At 69.2% G+C, this 17,875-nt stretch carries 18 protein-coding genes; 3 read left to right on the forward strand and 15 right to left on the reverse strand.

Going from position 1 to position 17,875, the window contains the following annotated elements; genetic code table 11:
* The first annotated feature begins 8 nt into the window (after positions 1 to 8).
* On the forward strand, positions 9 to 1,340 hold the full coding sequence (locus ACG00X_RS02175; protein WP_394486282.1) for a pectate lyase family protein: 1,332 nt from the start codon (positions 9 to 11) through the stop codon (positions 1,338 to 1,340).
* 8 nt (positions 1,341 to 1,348) lie between these two features.
* Entirely contained in the window at positions 1,349 to 2,119 is a 771-nt protein-coding gene (locus ACG00X_RS02180; protein ID WP_394486283.1) for a rhamnogalacturonan acetylesterase, read from the forward strand.
* A gap of 9 nt (positions 2,120 to 2,128) precedes the next feature.
* Here ACG00X_RS02180 and ACG00X_RS02185 read toward each other — a convergent pair whose 3' ends face one another.
* The 11 genes from ACG00X_RS02185 to ACG00X_RS02235 form a co-directional block, all read right to left on the reverse strand.
* Positions 2,129 to 2,734: a PIN domain-containing protein gene (locus ACG00X_RS02185; RefSeq protein WP_394486284.1), complete on the reverse strand. Its 606-nt coding sequence runs from the start codon at positions 2,732 to 2,734 to the stop codon at positions 2,129 to 2,131.
* A gap of 24 nt (positions 2,735 to 2,758) precedes the next feature.
* Positions 2,759 to 3,100 carry a divalent-cation tolerance protein CutA gene (cutA, locus tag ACG00X_RS02190; protein ID WP_394486285.1) on the reverse strand — a complete coding sequence of 114 codons (342 nt, stop codon included), beginning with the start codon at positions 3,098 to 3,100 and terminating at the stop codon, positions 2,759 to 2,761.
* Positions 3,097 to 3,750, reverse strand: a complete 654-nt coding sequence (locus ACG00X_RS02195) for a hypothetical protein (RefSeq protein WP_394486286.1) — start codon at positions 3,748 to 3,750, stop codon at positions 3,097 to 3,099. The genes cutA and ACG00X_RS02195 overlap by 4 nt, the downstream gene beginning before the upstream one ends.
* 117 nt (positions 3,751 to 3,867) lie before the next feature.
* Positions 3,868 to 4,182 (reverse strand): hypothetical protein, encoded by a 315-nt coding sequence (locus ACG00X_RS02200; RefSeq protein WP_394486287.1) that lies wholly within the window; start codon positions 4,180 to 4,182, stop codon positions 3,868 to 3,870.
* 224 nt (positions 4,183 to 4,406) lie between these two features.
* On the reverse strand, positions 4,407 to 5,495 hold the full coding sequence (locus tag ACG00X_RS02205) for an alpha/beta hydrolase family protein (RefSeq protein WP_394486288.1): 1,089 nt from the start codon (positions 5,493 to 5,495) through the stop codon (positions 4,407 to 4,409).
* Positions 5,495 to 6,775 (reverse strand): TRAP transporter large permease, encoded by a 1,281-nt coding sequence (locus ACG00X_RS02210; RefSeq protein ID WP_394486359.1) that lies wholly within the window; start codon positions 6,773 to 6,775, stop codon positions 5,495 to 5,497. Before ACG00X_RS02210 ends, ACG00X_RS02205 begins: the two co-directional genes overlap by 1 nt.
* Before the next feature lie 28 nt (positions 6,776 to 6,803).
* The gene (locus ACG00X_RS02215) at positions 6,804 to 7,298 is read right to left on the reverse strand and encodes a TRAP transporter small permease (protein ID WP_394486289.1); all 495 of its coding nucleotides are present in this window, start codon (positions 7,296 to 7,298) and stop codon (positions 6,804 to 6,806) included.
* The gene (locus ACG00X_RS02220) at positions 7,295 to 8,254 is read right to left on the reverse strand and encodes a TRAP transporter substrate-binding protein (protein ID WP_394486290.1); all 960 of its coding nucleotides are present in this window, start codon (positions 8,252 to 8,254) and stop codon (positions 7,295 to 7,297) included. The genes ACG00X_RS02215 and ACG00X_RS02220 overlap by 4 nt, the downstream gene beginning before the upstream one ends.
* A gap of 21 nt (positions 8,255 to 8,275) precedes the next feature.
* Positions 8,276 to 9,901, reverse strand: a complete 1,626-nt coding sequence (locus ACG00X_RS02225; protein WP_394486291.1) for a family 43 glycosylhydrolase — start codon at positions 9,899 to 9,901, stop codon at positions 8,276 to 8,278.
* Entirely contained in the window at positions 9,898 to 11,220 is a 1,323-nt protein-coding gene (locus ACG00X_RS02230; protein WP_394486292.1) for a pectate lyase family protein, read from the reverse strand. Before ACG00X_RS02230 ends, ACG00X_RS02225 begins: the two co-directional genes overlap by 4 nt.
* Before the next feature lie 5 nt (positions 11,221 to 11,225).
* Positions 11,226 to 12,182 carry a sugar kinase gene (locus ACG00X_RS02235; RefSeq protein ID WP_394486293.1) on the reverse strand — a complete coding sequence of 319 codons (957 nt, stop codon included), beginning with the start codon at positions 12,180 to 12,182 and terminating at the stop codon, positions 11,226 to 11,228.
* Between the two features lie 168 nt (positions 12,183 to 12,350).
* Here ACG00X_RS02235 and ACG00X_RS02240 point away from each other — a divergent pair, with 168 nt between their 5' ends.
* Positions 12,351 to 14,135, forward strand: coding sequence for an aspartyl protease family protein (locus ACG00X_RS02240; protein WP_394486294.1), 1,785 nt, complete (start codon positions 12,351 to 12,353; stop codon positions 14,133 to 14,135).
* Between the two features lie 66 nt (positions 14,136 to 14,201).
* Here the strand turns inward: ACG00X_RS02240 and ACG00X_RS02245 are convergent, their stop codons facing one another.
* The 4 genes from ACG00X_RS02245 to ACG00X_RS02260 all read right to left on the reverse strand — a co-directional run bounded on the left by ACG00X_RS02245 (position 14,202) and on the right by ACG00X_RS02260 (position 17,825).
* Positions 14,202 to 14,774 carry an ABC-type transport auxiliary lipoprotein family protein gene (locus ACG00X_RS02245; RefSeq protein WP_394486295.1) on the reverse strand — a complete coding sequence of 191 codons (573 nt, stop codon included), beginning with the start codon at positions 14,772 to 14,774 and terminating at the stop codon, positions 14,202 to 14,204.
* Positions 14,771 to 15,736: an MlaD family protein gene (locus tag ACG00X_RS02250; RefSeq protein WP_394486296.1), complete on the reverse strand. Its 966-nt coding sequence runs from the start codon at positions 15,734 to 15,736 to the stop codon at positions 14,771 to 14,773. Before ACG00X_RS02250 ends, ACG00X_RS02245 begins: the two co-directional genes overlap by 4 nt.
* 65 nt (positions 15,737 to 15,801) lie before the next feature.
* Complete coding sequence (locus ACG00X_RS02255) at positions 15,802 to 16,665, reverse strand: ABC transporter ATP-binding protein (protein ID WP_394486297.1); 864 nt, start codon at positions 16,663 to 16,665, stop codon at positions 15,802 to 15,804.
* A complete protein-coding gene (locus ACG00X_RS02260) occupies positions 16,662 to 17,825 on the reverse strand; it encodes an ABC transporter permease (protein WP_394486298.1) in 1,164 nt (387 codons plus the stop codon). Before ACG00X_RS02260 ends, ACG00X_RS02255 begins: the two co-directional genes overlap by 4 nt.
* Between the last annotated feature and the right edge of the window lie 50 nt (positions 17,826 to 17,875).

Raw genomic sequence — 17,875 nt, forward strand, 5'->3', positions numbered from 1 at the left:
CCAGTCCCATGCTGACCAAAACCTTCTTTCTGACGGCGCTGGCCTTGACCACCGCCTTGAACTGCGCCGCCGCTGAAGCGGCCGTAGCGGTCCCCCACGCGGGCATCCAGCACACCGGCTGGACCCAGACCCAGGGCGGCCGCGGAGGTCGCCTCATCAAGGTCACGACGCTGGCGGCCTCCGGCCCCGGCAGCCTGGCCGAGGCCATCGCCGCGAGCGGCCCGCGCATCGTCGTGTTCGAAGTCGGCGGCGTCATCGACATGGCGGGCCAGCCGCTGAAGATCCAGCAGCCCTTCCTGACGATCGCCGGCCAGACCGCCCCCGACCCCGGCATCCACGTCATCAAGGCCGAGACGACCATCGCCACGCACGATGTCGTCATCCAGCACCTGAGCTTTCGCCCCGGCGAGTTCGGGCGGCCCAAGAAGGGCGGCGGCGACCAGGACGGCATCTCCGGCATCGGTGGCGCGCACGACGTCATCGTCGACCACTGCAGCTTCTCCTGGGCCACCGACGAGAACCTCTCGGCCAGCGGCCCGCGCTTCGAGGGCAACACGCCCGAAGCGTGGCGCCAGGCCACGTCGCACCGCATCACCTACAGCCACAACCTCATCTACGAGGGCCTCGGAAACTCGGTGCACGAGAAGGGCGAGCACAGCAAGGGCTCGCTGATCCACGACAACACCAGCCAGGTGCTGCTCTACGGCAACGTCTACGCGTCCAACCGCCAGCGCAACGCGCTGTTCAAGGGCGGCGCGCAGGGCGCGATGGTCAACAACCTCATCTTCAACCCCGGAGACCGCGCCGTTCACTACAACCTGCTGGCCAAGGAGTGGGCCGGCCAGCCCTGGCAGACCGGCCGGCTCACGCTGGTGGGCAACGCGCTGCGCCACGGCCCGAGCACGGTGGCCGACACGCCGTTCTTCATGCTGCTGGGCCAGGGCGACCTGGAGCTGTACGTGGCCGACAACATCGCGCACGACGTGCAGGGCCAGCCGGTGGGCCTGCTGGGCAGCAACGCGCAGACGACGGCCAAGCTCATCGCCGTGCCGCAGCCCACGCTGCCGGCCGACCTGCCGGCGCTGTTGCCAGCCGCATCATTGGCGACGGCGCTGCCGCCACTCGTCGGCGCCCGCCCGTGGGCGCGCGACCCGCTGGACGCGAAAGTGCTGGCCGACATGGCGCAGGGCCGTGGCAAGCTGATCGACTCCGAAGTCGAGAACGCGCTCGGCTACCCGCGCCACAAGCCCACGCGCCGTGCCTTTGTTGAGGCCGAATGGAACCTCGACGACATGAGCCCCAAAGCCGGCTGGCCGGCGTTGCCCAAGCCTTCCAACTGAAGTACCCCATGAAGCGACTCCTGACCCTCCTCGCCGCCAACCTCAGCCTCACTGCGGCGGCCCAGACGACCTCGGCGCCTGCCGCCTCCGCGCCCAAGGCCGGTGAAACCACCGCCAACGTGGCCACCGGCCCGCGCGTCATCCTCGTCGGCGACTCGACGATGGCGCCGCGCAGCGGCTACGGCAACGCGCTGTGCGCCCGACTGCAGCAGGTCGCCTGCATCAACCTCGCGCGCGGCGGCCGCTCCAGCATGAGCTTCCGTGCCGAAGGTCTGTGGGACACCGTGCTGGCCCTGCTCAACGAAGGCAAGACCCAGGGCACGGCGCGCCAGAAGACGCTGGTGCTGATCCAGTTCGGCCACAACGACCAGCCCGGCAAGCCCGGCCGCTCGACCGACCTGGCCACCGAGTTCGGCCCCAACATGACGGGCTATGTGAAGGACGTGAAAGCCGCCGGCGGCGACGTCGTGCTGCTGACGCCGCTGACGCGCCGCACCTTCAAGGAAGGCGTTCTGCCCAACGACCTGCGCCCCTGGGCCGAGGCCATCCTCAAGGTCGGCGAAGAGCAAGGCGTGCCGGTGCTGGACCTGAACGCCATCAGCCACGCCGCCGTGGCCGCCATGGGCCAGCCTGCTGCCGACACGCTGGCCGAGGCGCCGCCTCGCTTCGACCGCACCCACCTGGGCCCCAAGGGCGCAGCGCTGTTCTCGGAGCAGGTGCTGGACGGGTTGGTCAAGATCAAGCCTGAGCTGGCGGGGGCGAAGACGCTGGTGCCGTAAGGCAGAGACCTACGCTGCGGCGTCTGGCAGGCTGTACGAGATCTTGGTGCCGTTGAGGGCCACGAGTCCGTTGGCCTGAAGTGTGTCGAGCAACGACGTCAGTTCATCCTCGGGCAGTTGCTTCTGGAACAGGGAGCTGACGGTGCTGGTCAGGGTTTTGATCGTTCTCGGCTTGGAAGCACCGCGTTGCCTCAGATTCGCCACGACGACGTCAACCTTCTCGGGCAGAGACTTGCAGTTCGACGCTTTCAGCAGCGGAATGTCTTCGATGGATTTGGAGCGAACGACCGGAATTTTCTCGGCCTTCAGATGCTGGATGAGGGGGTCGAAGCCGGTGTCCTTCGAGATGACGTGGAAGTAGGCCGACGCATCCTGAGCCGCAAGGCGGCCAATGTAGAAGGCGATGTGGAAGTCCAATGCATTGGGCCCGTTTCCCGTGATCTTGATGTACCGAGCGCGAGGCCCCAGTTCCTGCATCGCGGAGACGATGTCGAAAGAGAGCTTGGCTTGGCTGGCGCCGACAAAGAGCAGCACTTTGAAGTGCTCGGCATCGAGGCCGCGAACAAGCTCTGGCTGGACGTTCTCGTAGTCGATCAGCACGTAGTTGGTCCGCAAGTCGATCTCCCTGAGGCTGGCTGGTTATGAGTGGCCGGCATTCTGCGCAAGAACCGCCGTCACCCAGCCCGCATAAGGGGCTGATGCCTCCGCGATCGGCAGCGCAAAAATCGCCGGCACCTCGTACGGGTGCCGTTGGCGCAGCAGCACCTCCAGCGCCGCGTAGTTCGCCTGCGTTGTCTTGAGCATCAGCCTTACCTCCGGCTCGTTGACGATCTCGCCTTGCCAGCGGTAGGTGCTGTGGATGGCCTCGATCTGCACGCATGCCGCGAGCCGTTGCTCAACGGTCGCCCGTGCCAGCAGGTCGGCCTGCTGGCGTGTAGAGACCGTCGTGAAGACGGCCACCAGGTCGGTGGTGCGGCTCACCACAGCTTCCACCAGGGCTTGCCGTGAGGTGGTGGCGGGCTGGCGGGTGCGGCGGCAGGCGCCTTGGAGCGGTCGGCAAGCCAGCCGTTGGACATGTCTTCACGCACCGACGGATCGATGCTCCAGCGGGCGGCGACCTCCATAACGTCTCCTTCGTCGGGAAAGCGGAGGTCATCGCGCTGCCAGTAAGCATCGTGTTGCGCTTCGGCGCAGGCGGGATCGAAGAATCGGTGGCCAAGCACGGTTTCTTCGGCTGTCATGGCTCCGAGATTCAGGATGTCGTCTCCCTGCAAGTGGCCGTACGCCCGCTCGATCTTGCCTCTGCACGCGCGAGCCCATGCGTGGGCGTCAACAACGCGGTAGGTCAGGAAGAACTGCGCCTCGGCGCCAAGTTCCGATGACACGCGTCGCAGCATGTCCAGAAACTGTGGCGGCCGATCGTCGACGAGGTCGAAGAAGCTTCTGCTCATCGCCAACGTCCAGCCATCGATGGCTGACGTGATGAACACCTTGCCGGCAGTGTGATAGCCGGCATGAATAGCGTCAACGGCAGTGGCAGGCGCGAGAGCGACGAGCCCCAGCGCGCTCGCGACGGCCTCGCCGTCTTCGGTGCGCACGGCGAACCATGCGGTCTTGTAGCCAAAGCTCATGCAGCTGCGTCCGGCCGATGTTGGGGCATCGCGCTGCCCTCGTTGCGCGGACGGGAAAGGAAGGTGGGAAGGGGCATGGCGGCCGCTGGCGTCGAGGCCGCCGATTCTGGCACCGGGTCAACGCTTGGTGGCAGGCCTTCGCACCATCGTGCGCTGGAACCAGGCCTCGTTCATGCGCGCCAGGAAGTTGGCGTTGATCGGAAAGCCGCAGCGGTCGCCCAGCACGGCCTCGGAGCCGCAGCGTGGGCACATGGCCGTCTGCTGGCTGATGGCGCTGGGGTCCAGCATGTTGTCGATCGTCAGACCTGTCCAGCCGACGATGTCGTCAGGCTTGAAGATCTGCACGCAGTTGCAGCAGCCGCAGAGGCGGCTGCCTTCGATCTGGCTGTGGTTGTTGGCCGTGTGGCGAAACGCGGCAAGCAGTTCGTTCATGGCGTGACCCTGCAGACGATGAGCCGCAGTGTGGCCGCGGGGGCTGCATGGCGGCTACGTCCGGCGCCCCCCAAAAGCCGGGCTTTTGGGGCGGTTCATCCTCAACCTTGCTGGCGTGCAGGGACATTCAGGCCATGTCGGGTTGCGCCGCCGGGGCTGGCAGGCGATGGCGGTGTGGCGGCCGGGGTTCGCACGCCGCATCAGCGGCGGCCGATGGCTGCGGGTCAATTCAGCTGAAGCGTCAGCCAGGCGGTCGCAGTGGCTTGCTGCGCGGCGTCAAACCGATGGCCGCTCGGCGTGGCCTGCGTGGTCAGCAGGCCGTCCCGCCCGAGCCATGCGCGCCCCAACCGCCGCCAGGCTGCTTGGGTGGCATCCCACGGAAACAGCTTGTCGTCCGGTGAGCCGAACAGCAGCAGCGGGCGCGGCGCGATCAGCGCGGCGATGTCGGGGTGGTCCAGCGCCGCCGCCAGGCCCAGGTGCGCCATGCTGAAGGCGGACTGGCCTTGCAGCGTGTGCTCGCCAGCGCGCAGCAGGCCTTCGCGCGTACACATCCAGTGTGCGGCGACGCAGGCCGGGACGTCATCGCAGACGGCAGCCAGTTGCCAGGCGCGAAAAGCCCCCATCGAGAAGCCGAGCACGGCGACACGCCTGGCGTCGATCCCGGGCTGCTCGCGCAGCCAGCGGTGCGAGCGCAGGTCGTCGCTGGCGATGATGCCGGCCCAGCTGTGGCCCAGCTGCAGCAGGTGATTGGCCAGCGCCTGCTGGTCGTCCTTGGCGAAGCCGGGGCGGCTGCGTTCGCCCCAGCCGAGCGCGTCGATGGCCAGCACGGCGAAGCCGGCGTTCACCAGCGTGTCGCCGACGAACTGCCCCTCGAAGTAGCGCTGCGTCCAGGCGTCGGCGGACGCGTTGGCCGCCAGCGGGCGGATCAGCTTTTCCTTGCCGATGTCGAAGCGCGCGCCGTGGTCGTGCAGCAGCAGCACGGCCGGGTATGGGCCGGGGCCGTTGGGGCGCAGGAAGAGGGCGGGCACGCGGTCGCCTAAAGCGCCGCGCAGCGCGAGTTGCTGGGCGGTGTGGTTGCCGCGGTCTTGCTCGGCCAGCACCTCGGTGGCGAAGGCGCTGCCGTCGTCACCGGGCAGCAGCATCAGCTGGCGGGCGGTGGCGAGCGCCTCGGCGCGCCAGGCGGCGTCGGGCCGCCACGCGAGGCGAGGGCGCCAGCGTTGCTGCAGGCCGGCGAGCGTGGCGTCCAGACCGTCGGCGCCGGCCAGCAGCGGCCAGGCCGTGAGGCCGGCGAGCAGGTGCCGGCGCGAGGTCATCAGCCGGCGACCAGCTTGGGCAGTGCGAGCGACAGCGACGGCAGGTAGGTCGCCGCCAGCAGCGTGACGAGCAGCGCGCCGTAGAACGGGGCGATGGAGCGCATGACCTGACCCACCGACACGCCACCGATCGCGCAGCCGACGAACTGCGTGCTGCCCACCGGCGGCGTGTTCAGGCCCAGCGCGCAGTTCAGCAGCATGACGACGCCGAACTGCGTCGGGTCCATGCCGGCCTTCATGCAGATGGGCAGGAAGATGGGCGTGCAGATCAGGATGGTGGCGGCCATGTCCAGGAAGGTGCCCAGCACGAACAGCAGCAGGTTGACCCACAGGAAGATGGCCCATGCGTTGTTGCCGCTCATCTGCTCCAGCCATTCGCCGGTCTTCTGCGGCACCTCGTACAGCGCCATGAAGTAGCCGAAGGCCGACGAGATGCCGATCAGCAGCAGCACGACACCGGTGGTCTTGCAGGCCTTGGCGCAGGCGGCCAGGAAGCCGCGCCACGACAGTGTGCGGTAGACCGCCGCCGTGACGAGCAGCGCCCAACAGACGGCCGTGGCCGCCGACTCGGTGGCCGTGAAGACGCCGCTCAGGATGCCGCCCAGGATGATGACGATGACCAGCAGCCCCGGCAGCGCCGCCAGGAAGGCCGAGAACACCGCCGGCCAGCCGGGGAAGGTGCCATGCGTCGGGTAGCCGCGCTTGCGTGCGACGGCGTAGGCGGCGACGAGGTTGGCCACCGTCAGCAGCACGGCGGGCAGCACGCAGGCCAGGATGAGGTTGAACACGCTGACCGCCGCGATGCCGGCGGTGGCCAGCACATAGATGATCAGGTTGTGCGAGGTGGGCATCAACGCGCCCACCAGGGCTGCGTGCGTCGTCACGTTGACCGCGTAGTCGGCGTCGTAGCCTTCGCGCTTCATCAGCGGAATCATGACCGAGCCCATGGCCGACACGTCGGCCAGCGGCGAGCCGGCGACGCCGCCGAACAGCGTGCAGCCCAGCACGTTGCTCATGCCCAAGCCGCCGCGCACATGGCCCACCAGCCGGTTGGCGAAGTTGACGATGCGCTCGGCGATGCCGCCGTGCAGCATCAGCTCGCCCGCGAAGATGAAGAAAGGGATCGCGAGGAAGGAGAAGATCTGCATGCCGCCCACCATCTTCTGGAAGACGATGGCCATCGGCAGATCGGCGGCGATCGCGGTGGCGACCGAGGCCAGCCCGATGGCGAAGGCCACCGGCACGCCCAAGAGCAGCAGCAGCACGAAGCTGCCGCACATGACCCAGAGTTCGAATCCACCTTCCACGTCAGACCCCGGCTTCTTCGACGTCCTGGCCGCGCAGCAGCGCGATCAGGTGTTCGATGCAGAACAACACGATGAGCACGCCGGCGATGACCAGCGGCAGATAGTCCAGCCCTTCGGACACGCCCAGCATGGGCTTGGGCTCGTCCCATTTCAGCGTCAGCCATTCCCAGCCGGCCATGGCCATCAGCACGGCGAAGGCCAGCACGCAGGCATGGATGAGTGCTTCGGCCACGCGTTGCGCGGCCTGGGGCAGCAGTGCCACGAGGGACTCCATGCCCAGGTGGCCCGCGTCGCGCACGCCCACCGCCACGGCCAGTGCGGTGATGTAGAGCACCAGCATCAGTGCGACGGGCTCGGTCCAGGTCGGCGAGTCGTTGAACAGATAGCGGCCGATGACCTGCCATTGCACGCAGGCGATCAGCACCACCAGCCCGAGCACGGCCGCGCGCAGCGACCAGCGCGATAGCGCCGCGCAGAACGTCGTATAGGCGCTCATTTGATGTCTTGAATCGACTTGACGAGTGCTTGCAGCTCCGGCGTGTTGACGAACTTCGCCATCACCGGCTGCATGGCCTGACGGAAGGGCTCGCGGTCGACCGTGACGATCTCGCTGCCGGCGGCCTTCACGGCGGCCAGTGCCTTGGCCTCTTGTGCGTCCCACAGCTGGCGCTGCACGGCGACGGAGGCCTTGGCGGCCGCGCGCAGCTGGGCCTGTTGTTCGGGCTTGAGCTTGTCCCAGACCTTCTTGCTGATGAACAGCGCGTCGGGCGTCATCGCGTGTTCGGTGCGGCTGTAGAACTTGGCAGCCTCGAAGTGGCGGAAGCCCTCGTAGCTGGGGATGTTGTTTTCGGCAGCATCGATGAGGCCGGTCTTCAAGCCGGTGTAGACCTCGCCCGGCGGCATGGGCGACGGGTTGGCGCCCAGCGCCGTCATCGCGGCCACTGACAGGTCGCTCTGCTGCACGCGGATCTTCAAGCCCTTGGTGTCGGCCAGCGTGCGCACCGGCTTGCGCGCGTAGATGGAGCGTGAGCCGGAGTCGTACAGCGCCAGGCCCACCATCCCCTGATGTTCGCAAGCCTTCAGGATCTCCTCGCCGGGCGCGCCGTCGTACGCCTTGCGCATGTGTGCCGTGTCGCGGAACAGGAAGGGCAGGGACGGCACCAGCGTCTTGGGGCACATCGCGGCCAGTGGCGCCAGGTTGACGCGTGTCATCGCCAGCGCGCCGAGCTTGACCTGGTCGACGGTTTCTTTTTCGGTGCCCAGCGCGCCCTTGTTGAAGACCTTCACCGTCAGCGTGCCGCTGCTGCTCTTGGCCAACTGCAGGCCCAGGTATTTGACGGCGGCGACGGTGGGGTAGTCGTCGCTGTTGTGCACGTCGGCGGACTTCAGTTCCAGCGCGAAGGCGCCGGTGCTGAGCAACGCGGCGGCCAGTAGGGTGAGGGTCTTCTTCATCACGTTGTCTCCTTGCTCGTGTTAATCCAGGGCTCGATAGCGCAAGTTGGCGAACCGCGCTTCCCCGTTGCCGGCGGCATAGATCGCCGGCCGCAGGCTGGCGAAGCCACCTGCGCTGTTGTGGTGGTAGCCGCTGACGTCCATCTGCACCGGGAACTTGGCCCACGGCAGCGTGGCGTCGGCGCGGCTGAACAGCGTCAGCACATGGCGCACGCAGCGCAGCTTGAGCTGCATCTGGCGGGCCGATGCGGCCATGCCGACAGGCTTGGGCACGGCGCGGATGTCTTGTCCGTAACGATGCAACTGCAAGCTCTTCGCGTTGGCGCCCATGCCGGCGTAGAGCTTTGCGCTGTAGAACATGACGACGCCGGCCTGCACGCCTTCGTCGAAGTCCAGATCGACTTCGAGCTCGAAGGCCGGGTCGCCCTGGATGAAGCCCAGCGGTGCGCTGTCGCCCGGGCCCTTGCCGGGCGTGGCGCGCAGGTGCAGCTTGCCGTCGGCCACACGAGCGCGCGGCGCCTGGCCGCTGCCGCTGAGGAATTGCCAGTGGGCTTGCAGCCGGTTGCCGGCGAAGTCGGCGGACAGCGGCATGCCGTGCGGCAGGGCCTCGCCACCGGCGGGCTTGGGCAAGGGCTGGCCGTCGTCCACGTCGACATGGAACCAGCCGTCGGCGCTGAAGCGCGCGGGCGCCAGCAGCATCTGCCGGCCCAGCGTGTGGAAGCTGTTCTCGTAGCCGTGGTACAGCATCCACCAGTCGCCTTTGGGGCCTTGGACGAGGCTGCCGTGGCCGCGCGACCACCAGCGCTCGCGCGGCGACTTCGTGCGCATCAGCGGGTTGTGCGGCGCCTGCTCCCAGGGGCCGTCGAGCGACCTGCTGCGCGCGGCGATGACCATGTGGCCGGTCGGCGGCCCGGCCGTGCCGCCCACGGCCAGCAGCATGTGCCACCAGCCGCCGTGGCGGATGATCTTCGGGCCTTCGGGGGAGAAGCTCTCCACGTCCCAGTCGTCGGGGTAGCGCCAGGGGTCGTAGATGTGCTCGATGGCGCCGACCGTCTTCAGCCCGTCGTCGCTGAGGCGCACGCGGTCGCCGCCGCTGAGGAACAGCCAGCGCTGACCGTTCTCGTTGGCGACATGCGTCGGGTCGATGTGCTTGGGCAAGCCCAGCGGCTGCGGTGGAGACCACGGCCCCTCGATGCGGTCGGCCCAGGTGACGAGGATGTCGTTGGGCTGCGCCTTGACTGGCAGGTAGAGGTAGTAGCGCCCGCCGTGCTTGCACAGGTCCGGCGCCCAGACGCTGCCCACCGCTTGGTGCAGCGCGTTCGCGACGGGCTGCCAGTTGACGAGGTCGCGCGAGTGCCAGATCAGCAGCCCCGGCACGGCCTCGAAGCTGGAGTGCGTCAGGTAGTAGTCGTCAACGTCCTTCAGCACCGACGGGTCCGGGCGGTCGCCGGCCAGCACGGGGTTCAGGAAGGTGCCGTCGCCCCGGTCGGCACGGCGCTGGCCCTCGATGCCCTTGGGCCACGGCTTGCACGGCGGCAGATAGGGCTGGCCGGGCTCGGCCGCGCAGTCGATGGCGGGGGCGGCCCAGGCGGGCAGCGTCTCCGGCAGGGCCAGCAGGCCCAGCAGCGCGCGCCGGTGTAGTGTCACTTCGAGACCCGTGTGAACAGCGATTCCCAGCCGGCCTTCGGGCTCATGTCCGCCAGGTTCCAGTCGGCCTCGACGAAGGCGCGCTGCGTGGGCTTGCGCAACGGCAGGCCGGCGGGGTTGTTCTGGGTCTCGTCGTCGATGAGCGTGCCGCGGTCCTCGGCGATGTCGCTGAGCTGCTTGAAGTCCAGCGGGTCCCGCGCCCAGGGCCGCGAGCCGACGATCAGCGGCAGCCGTTGCTCCAGCTCGCGTGGCGCCAGCCACTTCAGGCCGGCGGGCAAGTAAGGTTCGCGCGCCGCGATGATCTGCGCCGGGCCGGACGTGTAGCGGCCCGTCATCGGCAGCGGCTGGCCCTGGCGGTCCTGCGCGAGGTTGTCCTGCTCGAACAACTGCACATCGCCCACACCGCCCAGCGTGAACAGCGGCAGGTTGCGCTCGGTGTTGGGGCCGGCCCGGTAGACGTTGCCGGCCAGCGTGATCTTGCCGGTCTGGTAAGCGCGGCCGATCCACTCGTGGGCGATCAGGTTGTAGTGCACCGCGCGCCAGCCGGGGTTGTAGATCAGGTTGTTGACCATCGCGCCCCACACGCCACCCTTGAACAGCGCGTTGCGCTCGCGGTTGGACGCGTAGACGTTGCCCAGCAGCAGGATCTGTGTGGCGTTGTCGTGGATCAGCGTGCCCTTGCTGTGTTCGCCCTTGAGGTGCACGGCCTCGTTCAGCCCCTCGTAGATGAGGTTGTGGCTGTAGGTGATGGCGTGCGAGGTGTGCGCGCGCCAGTCGTCGGGCGTGGCGCCTTCGAAGCGGTGGCCACCGACGGAGAGGTTTTCGTCGGTCGCCCAGGAGAAGCTGCAGTGGTCGACGATGATGCGCTCGGCGCCGTCGCCGGTGGAGAAGCCGTCGTGGTCGTTGCCGCTGCGCTTCGGTCTTCCGTAGGCGCCGGGGCGGATGCTGATGTGCTGGACGATGACGTCCTTGGCGAACACTTCCAGCTCGCCCTTGATCAGCGTGATGCCGGGGTCCGGCGCCGTCTGCCCGGCGATGGTGACCTGGCCTTCACGCAGCTTGACGCTCTTGCCGCCGAGGTCGATGACGCCGCCCACCTCGAACACGATGATGCGCGGCCCGCGGGCCTCCAGCGCCGCCGTCAGGCTGCCCGGGCCCTCGGCGGCCAGCGTGGTCACGCGGATGATCCGGCCGCCCTGGCCGCCGTTGGTCTGCGCCCAGCCGGCGTGCACGTAGGTGGCGGCGTGCAGCGGCGGAGCGTCTTGGGCGTGGCACAGGCCGGCGGTGGCGGCGAGCGCCAGGGTCCAGAACAGCTTCATGGGCGTCAGCTCTTCATGAGATCCCGCATCACGTCGCGCGGGATCAGGGCGCCGGGGTGCTGGATGACCCGGGCGGCCAACTGGTTGCCGAAGGCGGCCGCCTCGGCCTGGCCCAGGCCCTGCAGGCGACGGCTCAGGTAGCCGGCGGCAAAGGAGTCGCCGGCGGCGGTCGTGTCGACGACGCGGGGCACGGCTTCGGTCGCCACTTCCTGCCAATGGCCGTCGCCGCCAACGATGGCCGGCAGTGCGCCGCGCTTGATGGCGATTTCGGGCACAGGCAGGGCCTGCGCGGCGCTGACGGCACTGGCCAGGTCGGGCAGGCCGTGCAGCGCCTGATGGTCGTCGGCCGTGATCAGCGCGATGGAGGCGGCAGCGAACGCGCGGCCATACCAGTAGCGCGCATCGCCCACCGAGTCCCACAGCCGCGGGCGGTAGTTGTTGTCGAATGCGACGACCTTGCCTGCCGCGCGCATGCGCGTCATCAGCGCCAGGGCGCGTTCACGCCCGGCCGGCGGCAGGATGGCCAGGCTGATGCCCGACAGATAGAGCGCGTCCAGTGCGTCGGCCTGTGTTTCCAGCGCCGTGTCGGCCGTCTCGAAATAGGCCCGCGCTGCCGCCTGGCCGCGCCAGTAGTGAAAGCGCCGCTCGCCGCCTTCGTCCAGCTCGATGAGGTAGAGCCCCGGCACACGGCCCGGCAGGCGCTGCACGAGGCCGGTCAGCACGCCTTCGGCCTGCCAGCGCTCCAGCATGCCGGCGCTCAATGAGTCGTCACCCAGCGCGGTGGCGTAGTGCACGCGCAGTGCGTCGCCGCCGCAGCGGGCGAGGTAGACGGCCGTGTTCAGCGTGTCGCCGCCGAAAGTCTGACGCAGGTTGCCGAAGGCTTGGCCCTGCAGTTCGAGCATGCATTCGCCCAGGGCGGCGATGGACACCGGCCGCGTGACGGCCGTGGGGGAGAGAGTCACGATTGGAAAATGAAACAGTGGTTCAATAAAGATAGCTTACTCGGTCCACTTCCGTGCCTGTGGTTTACCCAGGCGGTAGGAGGCAACTACCGGCGGCGGTGGTGTTAGCGGGCCGGTTTTGACTAGAGTTCGCACGCCGTCATGGGCGGCTTCAGGGAAAAGACAGTCATGAATGCAAGTCAGATGCGCCGCTGGCGCTGGGTGGCCGCCTGCGCGGTGTTGGGCATGGGCGCGACAGCCGTTCGGGCGGACTGCCATTTGAGCCAGATGGAGATCCCGGTCCGCATCGTCAATCACCGGCCGGTGGCCACGTTGACGCTCAATGGCACCGAGGTGCCCATGCTGCTGGACAGCGGCGCGTACTTCAGCGTGCTGCCGCTGTCGACGGCGACGCAGTTGGGCCTGCGCCTGCAGCCTGCACCCGGCAGGGTGGTGGTGAGGGGCTATACCGGCAAGGTCCAGGACCTGCGCATGACGCGCGTCGACAAGGTCAGCCTGCAAGGCAGCGAGATCGCGGACGTGGACTTCCTTGTCGGCGGCAATGAACTGGGGTCTGGCATCCAGGGCGTGCTGGGGCGCAATTTCCTGTCCATCGCCGACACCGAGTACGACCTGGCCCACGGCATCGTGCGGCTGGTGTTCCCCAAGGGCGATTGCAAGGCCACCAACCTGGCCGACTGGGCTGGCGACGCGCCGGTCATCGTGACGCCGCTGGACAGCAACGTCCGCGAATACGGCAACGAGGTGCGGGTCGCCGTGCGCATCAACGGCGTGTCGATGCACGCATTGATGGACACCGGCGCGCCGGTCACGTCGCTTCGGCTGGCTGCTGCGCGGCGGGCCGGCATCCAGGAAAGCGAGTTGCAGGAAGCCGGCCGCACTGGCGGCATCGGCGAGGGCTGGGTGCGCGCCTGGCAGGGGCCGATGGCGTCGTTCGAGCTCGGCGGCGAGAAGATCGTCGACCAGGTCGTGAAGATCAACGAGGTCGATTACAGCCGCAACGACCTGTTGCTGGGGCTGGACTACTTCCTGTCTCACCACATCTACGTGTCGCGGCTGCAGAAGAAGGTGTATGCCACCTGGAACGGCACGCCCGTCTTTGCGGGCCGCAACGGGCAGGCTCAAGCGAGCAGCGATGGCGTGGGCAGCGCGGCACCAGCCGCCTTGCCGGCCGACGACGCCGAGGCGCTGGCGCGACGCGCCGAGGCCGCGGCGGCGCGTGGTGAGTTCGCCAAGGCGCTGGCGGACTTGAACCGGGCCTGCGAACTGGCGCCCCAGTCGAGCGCCAACCTGCTGGCGCGTGCGCGGGTGCAACTGGCGTTGCGCGATACGGCCCAGGCGCGTCAGGACCTCGACCGGGCCTTGAACCTCCAGCCCGACCTGCATGAAGCCCGGGCCGCGCGGGCCGCGTTGCAGGTGTCGGCCGGCGAGCGGGATGGTGCGCTGGCTGACCTGGCGGCGCTTGACCGGAGCCTGCCGCCAAGCGATCAGCTGCGCGAGCGCGTCGGAGGGCTGTATGCCCGGCTGAGCCTGTTGCCCGAGGCGCTGCGCCAGTGGGAGCTGTGGATGCCGGCCCACCGCACGGATGCTCATCTCGCGGCGGTGTTCAACGAGCGTTGCTGGCTGCGCACCCGGCTCAATCGCGAGGCCAGGCTGGCGCTGGAGGACTGCAAGGCTGCCGTCGACAAGGATGGCGGCGAGGGCCACTACCGCGACAGCCTGGGCTGGGCCTACCTGCGGCTGGACGACGCGCGCAGCGCGGTGGACGCTTTCGATGCCGCGCTCAAGCTCAAGCCCATCGCGTTGGCCCACTATGGCCGTGCGCTGGCCGAGCAGCGCTTGGGCCGTGCGGATGCCGCCCGGCACGATCTGGCCACCGCGCGGCAACTGGACGCCCATGTTGATGAGCGCGTGCAGCGCGCGGGCCTGCCGGTCGTGGCACAGACGCCTTGAGAGGCTGATGGCCTCTTGCCGCGCGGAGGGGCGGCGGGCCGGGGGCTAGAGGGCGCGCGGCCCGGCTCAGCGGGCGGCGCAGTCGGTGGCCAGCCAGCTGCGCAGTTGCGGCAGCCAGTCGTCGACGGCCGATGACAGCGCGCGCACGGCGCCAGCGGCGTCGGGCGCCGCCGGACGTTCCACGCGCCAATGCCTTTGCAGCGCCGGCGCGCCACCGGCGGGCCACCGCGTGGCATGCACGCGCAGCACGGCCAGGCTGCTGCCCGGCTGGGCGAAGACCTGCTCGAATTCGTCGAGGTTGACGGCCAGCAGGCCGGCCGGCACGCCCGGGCACGCCGTGACGGTGGCCAACTGTTCGCGCAGTCGCTGCGTCAGCAAAGCCGCCGGCGGGGCGGCCCACAGGCTGTCGCGGTAGTGCTCCTGGCGCTGGGCCTGCTGGTAGGCCAGGCGATAGGCAATGCCTTCGTCGGCCAGCCAGGGGGGCGCGGTGACATCGGCGATGCGCCAGGCCAGCGCGCCACCGTCGCCAGTGGCGGCCACTGCGGGGCCGAGGTCGTAGACCGCAGGGGCCGGCACCTTGGGCGTCAGCGAGCAGGCACTCAGGCTCAACGCTGCGAGGAGGGTGGTCAGGGGCTTCATGGCGCTGCTGCCTTCAGGCGTTCCTCGAAGCCGCGCTCCCCCGGGCCGGGGGGCCGGGCGCCGCGGCCGAAGAGCAGGCTCTGCGGCTGTTCGCCCAGGTCGTGCGCGGCGCGCTCGATGCTGCGGCTGGCGGCCGACAGGTCGGACACCAGCGGGCGCGTGCGCTGCGGCGTGTCGCCCACCAGCGCGAGCTCCAGATGGCGGCTCGTCGTCTGCACCTGCTGGGCCGCGGCGTCCATGCGATCCAGCACGCCGGTGCGGGCGCGCAGGTCCGCCGCCAGCGCGCGGCCATCGACGGCGAGGGTCTCGATCTCGCGCAGCGCCGCGCTGGCGCGTTGCGCCGTGGTGTCGGCGTCCTTGAGCACCGTCGGTAGTTGCTGCGCGCTGGGCTGCAGCGCGGCCATCAGGCGGCTGGTGTCGGTGGCAGTTTGTTCGAGCTTTGCCAGCGTGCGTTGCAGCTGGGCGCGGTTGTCGTCGCTCAGCAGCGCATTCAGCCGGCCGGCGGTTTCGGCGAAGCCGGCCAGCAGCAGCGGGCCGCTCTCGGCCAGGCGGTCCAGCAAGGTCGGCTTCAGCGCAATGCGGGCGCCGGCCGGCGCCCGGGTCAGTGCGGCCTGGGCGTCAGCTTCCTCCAGGCTGACGAACGACAGGCCGGTGACGCCCTGCAGCCCGAGCTGGGCGTGTGTCGTGGCGGACACGGGTGCGGTGGCGTCCACCGTGATGCCGACGAGGATCTGGCGCGGGTCGTCGGGGTCGAAACCGATGCTGTCGACCCAACCCACCTCGACGCCGCGCAGCTTGACCGGCGCCTTCAGGTTCAGGCCGGGAACGCCGCTGCGCGCGACGACGGTGTAGTGGGTGCGCGCGGTGTGGTCGCCCTGGAACCAGAACACGCAGGCGGCCAGGGCGATGCCCAGCAGCAGCAAGAACAGGCCAGCGGCAAGGGCGTGGGCTTTGTTTTCCATGGGTGGAGTCTGCCTCGGTTATGGCGGGCCGAACGCGTACGGGGCTACCGGCCTGGTCGAGCGGCTCACAGCGCGTCCTCGCGCAGCATGGCGGGTACGCCGCCTTCCTCGCTGGTGTCGTCCAGGCTCAGGCGGAACCGCCGTACGTCGTCTTCGGCGCAGTGCTCGGCATGGCCGAGGAAGAAGTTGCGCACGAAGGGGTGGGGCAGGCGGGCGACCTCGGCCAACGGGCCGCAGGCGATGATGCGCTGGTCGGCCAGCACGGCGACGCGGTCGACCACGGCAAACAGCGTGTCCACGTCGTGCGTGACCATGACGACCGTCAGCCCGAGCTCCTGGCGCAGCTTGCGCAGCAGCCTGACAAACTGCTTGGCGCTGTCAGGGTCCAGGCCGGCGGTGGGCTCGTCGAGGAACAGCAGTTGCGGATCGAGGATGAGCGCGCGCGCCAGCGACACCCGCTTGACCATGCCACCCGACAACTCGGCCGGCCGCTTGAACGCGTCATCGGGCTTCAGCCCCACCTGCGCGAGCTTGAGCATGACGAGCGGGCCCACCATGTCGGGCGGCACGCTCTGCAGTTCGCGCAGCGGCAGCGCGATGTTGTCGAACACGCTCAGCGCCGAGAAGAGCGCGCCGTTCTGGAACAGCACGCCCCAGCGGTAGCGCACGTGCTCCAGGTCGCAGGCCGAGCAGCGCCCGAGCGGGTGGCCGAAGATCTTCACGCTGCCGGCCTGCGGCACCTCCAGGCCGAGCAGCAGCCGCAGCAGCGTCGTCTTGCCCGAGCCGGAGCCGCCGATCAGCGCGACCACCTCGTCGCGATGCACGACGAGGCTGAGGTTGCGGTGGATGACGTGGCCACCAAAGGCCGTGGTCACGTTGTCCACCTCGATGACCGGTGGCAGGGGTGTGGCGGGCAGGCTGGCGTTCATATGCCGACGTTGGAGAACAGGACGGCGAAGACGGCGTCGACGACGATGACCAGCGTGATCGCGGTGACGACGGATTGCGTGACGCTCTGGCCCAGGCTCTCGGTATTGGGCTTCACGCGCAGGCCGAAGTGGCAGGCAAGCAGCGCGATGAGGCCGCCGAACAGCACCGACTTGGTCCAGCCCAGCCAGAGGTTCACCGGCTCGACGACGCTGGGCAGCAGGTGCAGGAATTGCGTCGGGTCCAGCTTCAGCTGTGCGCCGGCGGCGGCCATGCCGCCCAGCAGCATCAGCGCGCTCGTCCACAGCGCCACGAGTGGCAGCGAGATGGCCAGCGCCACCACCTTGGGCAGCACCAGCCTCACGGTGTGCGAGATGCCCATGACCGAGAGCGCGTCGAGCTCCTGCGTGACCCGCATGACGCCGATCTGCGCCGTCATCGCCGAGCCGGAGCGGCCGGCCACGATGATGGCCCCGAGCAGCGGCCCGAGTTCGCGCAGCACCGCCAGGCCCAGGATGTTGACGACGAAGATGTCGGCGCCGTAGGTCTTGAGTTGCTTGGAGATCAGGTAGGACAGCGTCAGCCCGACGAGAAACCCGACCAGCGCGGTGATGGGCAGCGCCTGCGCCCCGGTGCGAAACACATTCGCGGAAATCTCGCGCCAGCCGATCAGCGACGGGCGTCGGAGCACATGGCCGACATCCAGCAGCAAGCGGCCCAGCAGTGCCACCACGTCGACGCCGTGACGGGCGAAGGCCAGCAGGCTGAGGCTGGCACGCGCCAGCCCTGGCCGCAGGCCCGGCTTGGGCCTGGGCGGCGCGCCCGTGTGCATGAACTGGGCGAACAGCGTCACGTGCTCCGGCTGCCAGAGCAGCCGCGCGGGCGGCTTCTGGCCCCAGCCCTGCCACAACGTGAGTGCGCCAGCCGTGTCCAGCCGGCTCACGCCGCGCAGGTCCCACAGCGTGTCTGGCGCTTCGGCCATCGCGCCGGCGATGCGTTGGCGGAACGCCTCATAACGGCCGCGCAGCGCGAGCAGCGTCCAGTCGCCGCTGACCCGCCATTCGCGGGCACCGCTGCGTTCCAGGCGAGGCTCGGCATCGGCCGGGCCGGCGGAAGCCGCGTTCGGCGGGGCTGATGGTGAGAGGGCGCCGGCATCGGTCATGGGGCGCACCCTAGCATGGCGTGCGGGTGTGGCGGCCCGCAAGCTGCGCG

It is taken from the genome of Pelomonas nitida (genome assembly GCF_043555975.1).
Taxonomy (GTDB): domain Bacteria; phylum Pseudomonadota; class Gammaproteobacteria; order Burkholderiales; family Burkholderiaceae_C; genus Pelomonas; species Pelomonas nitida.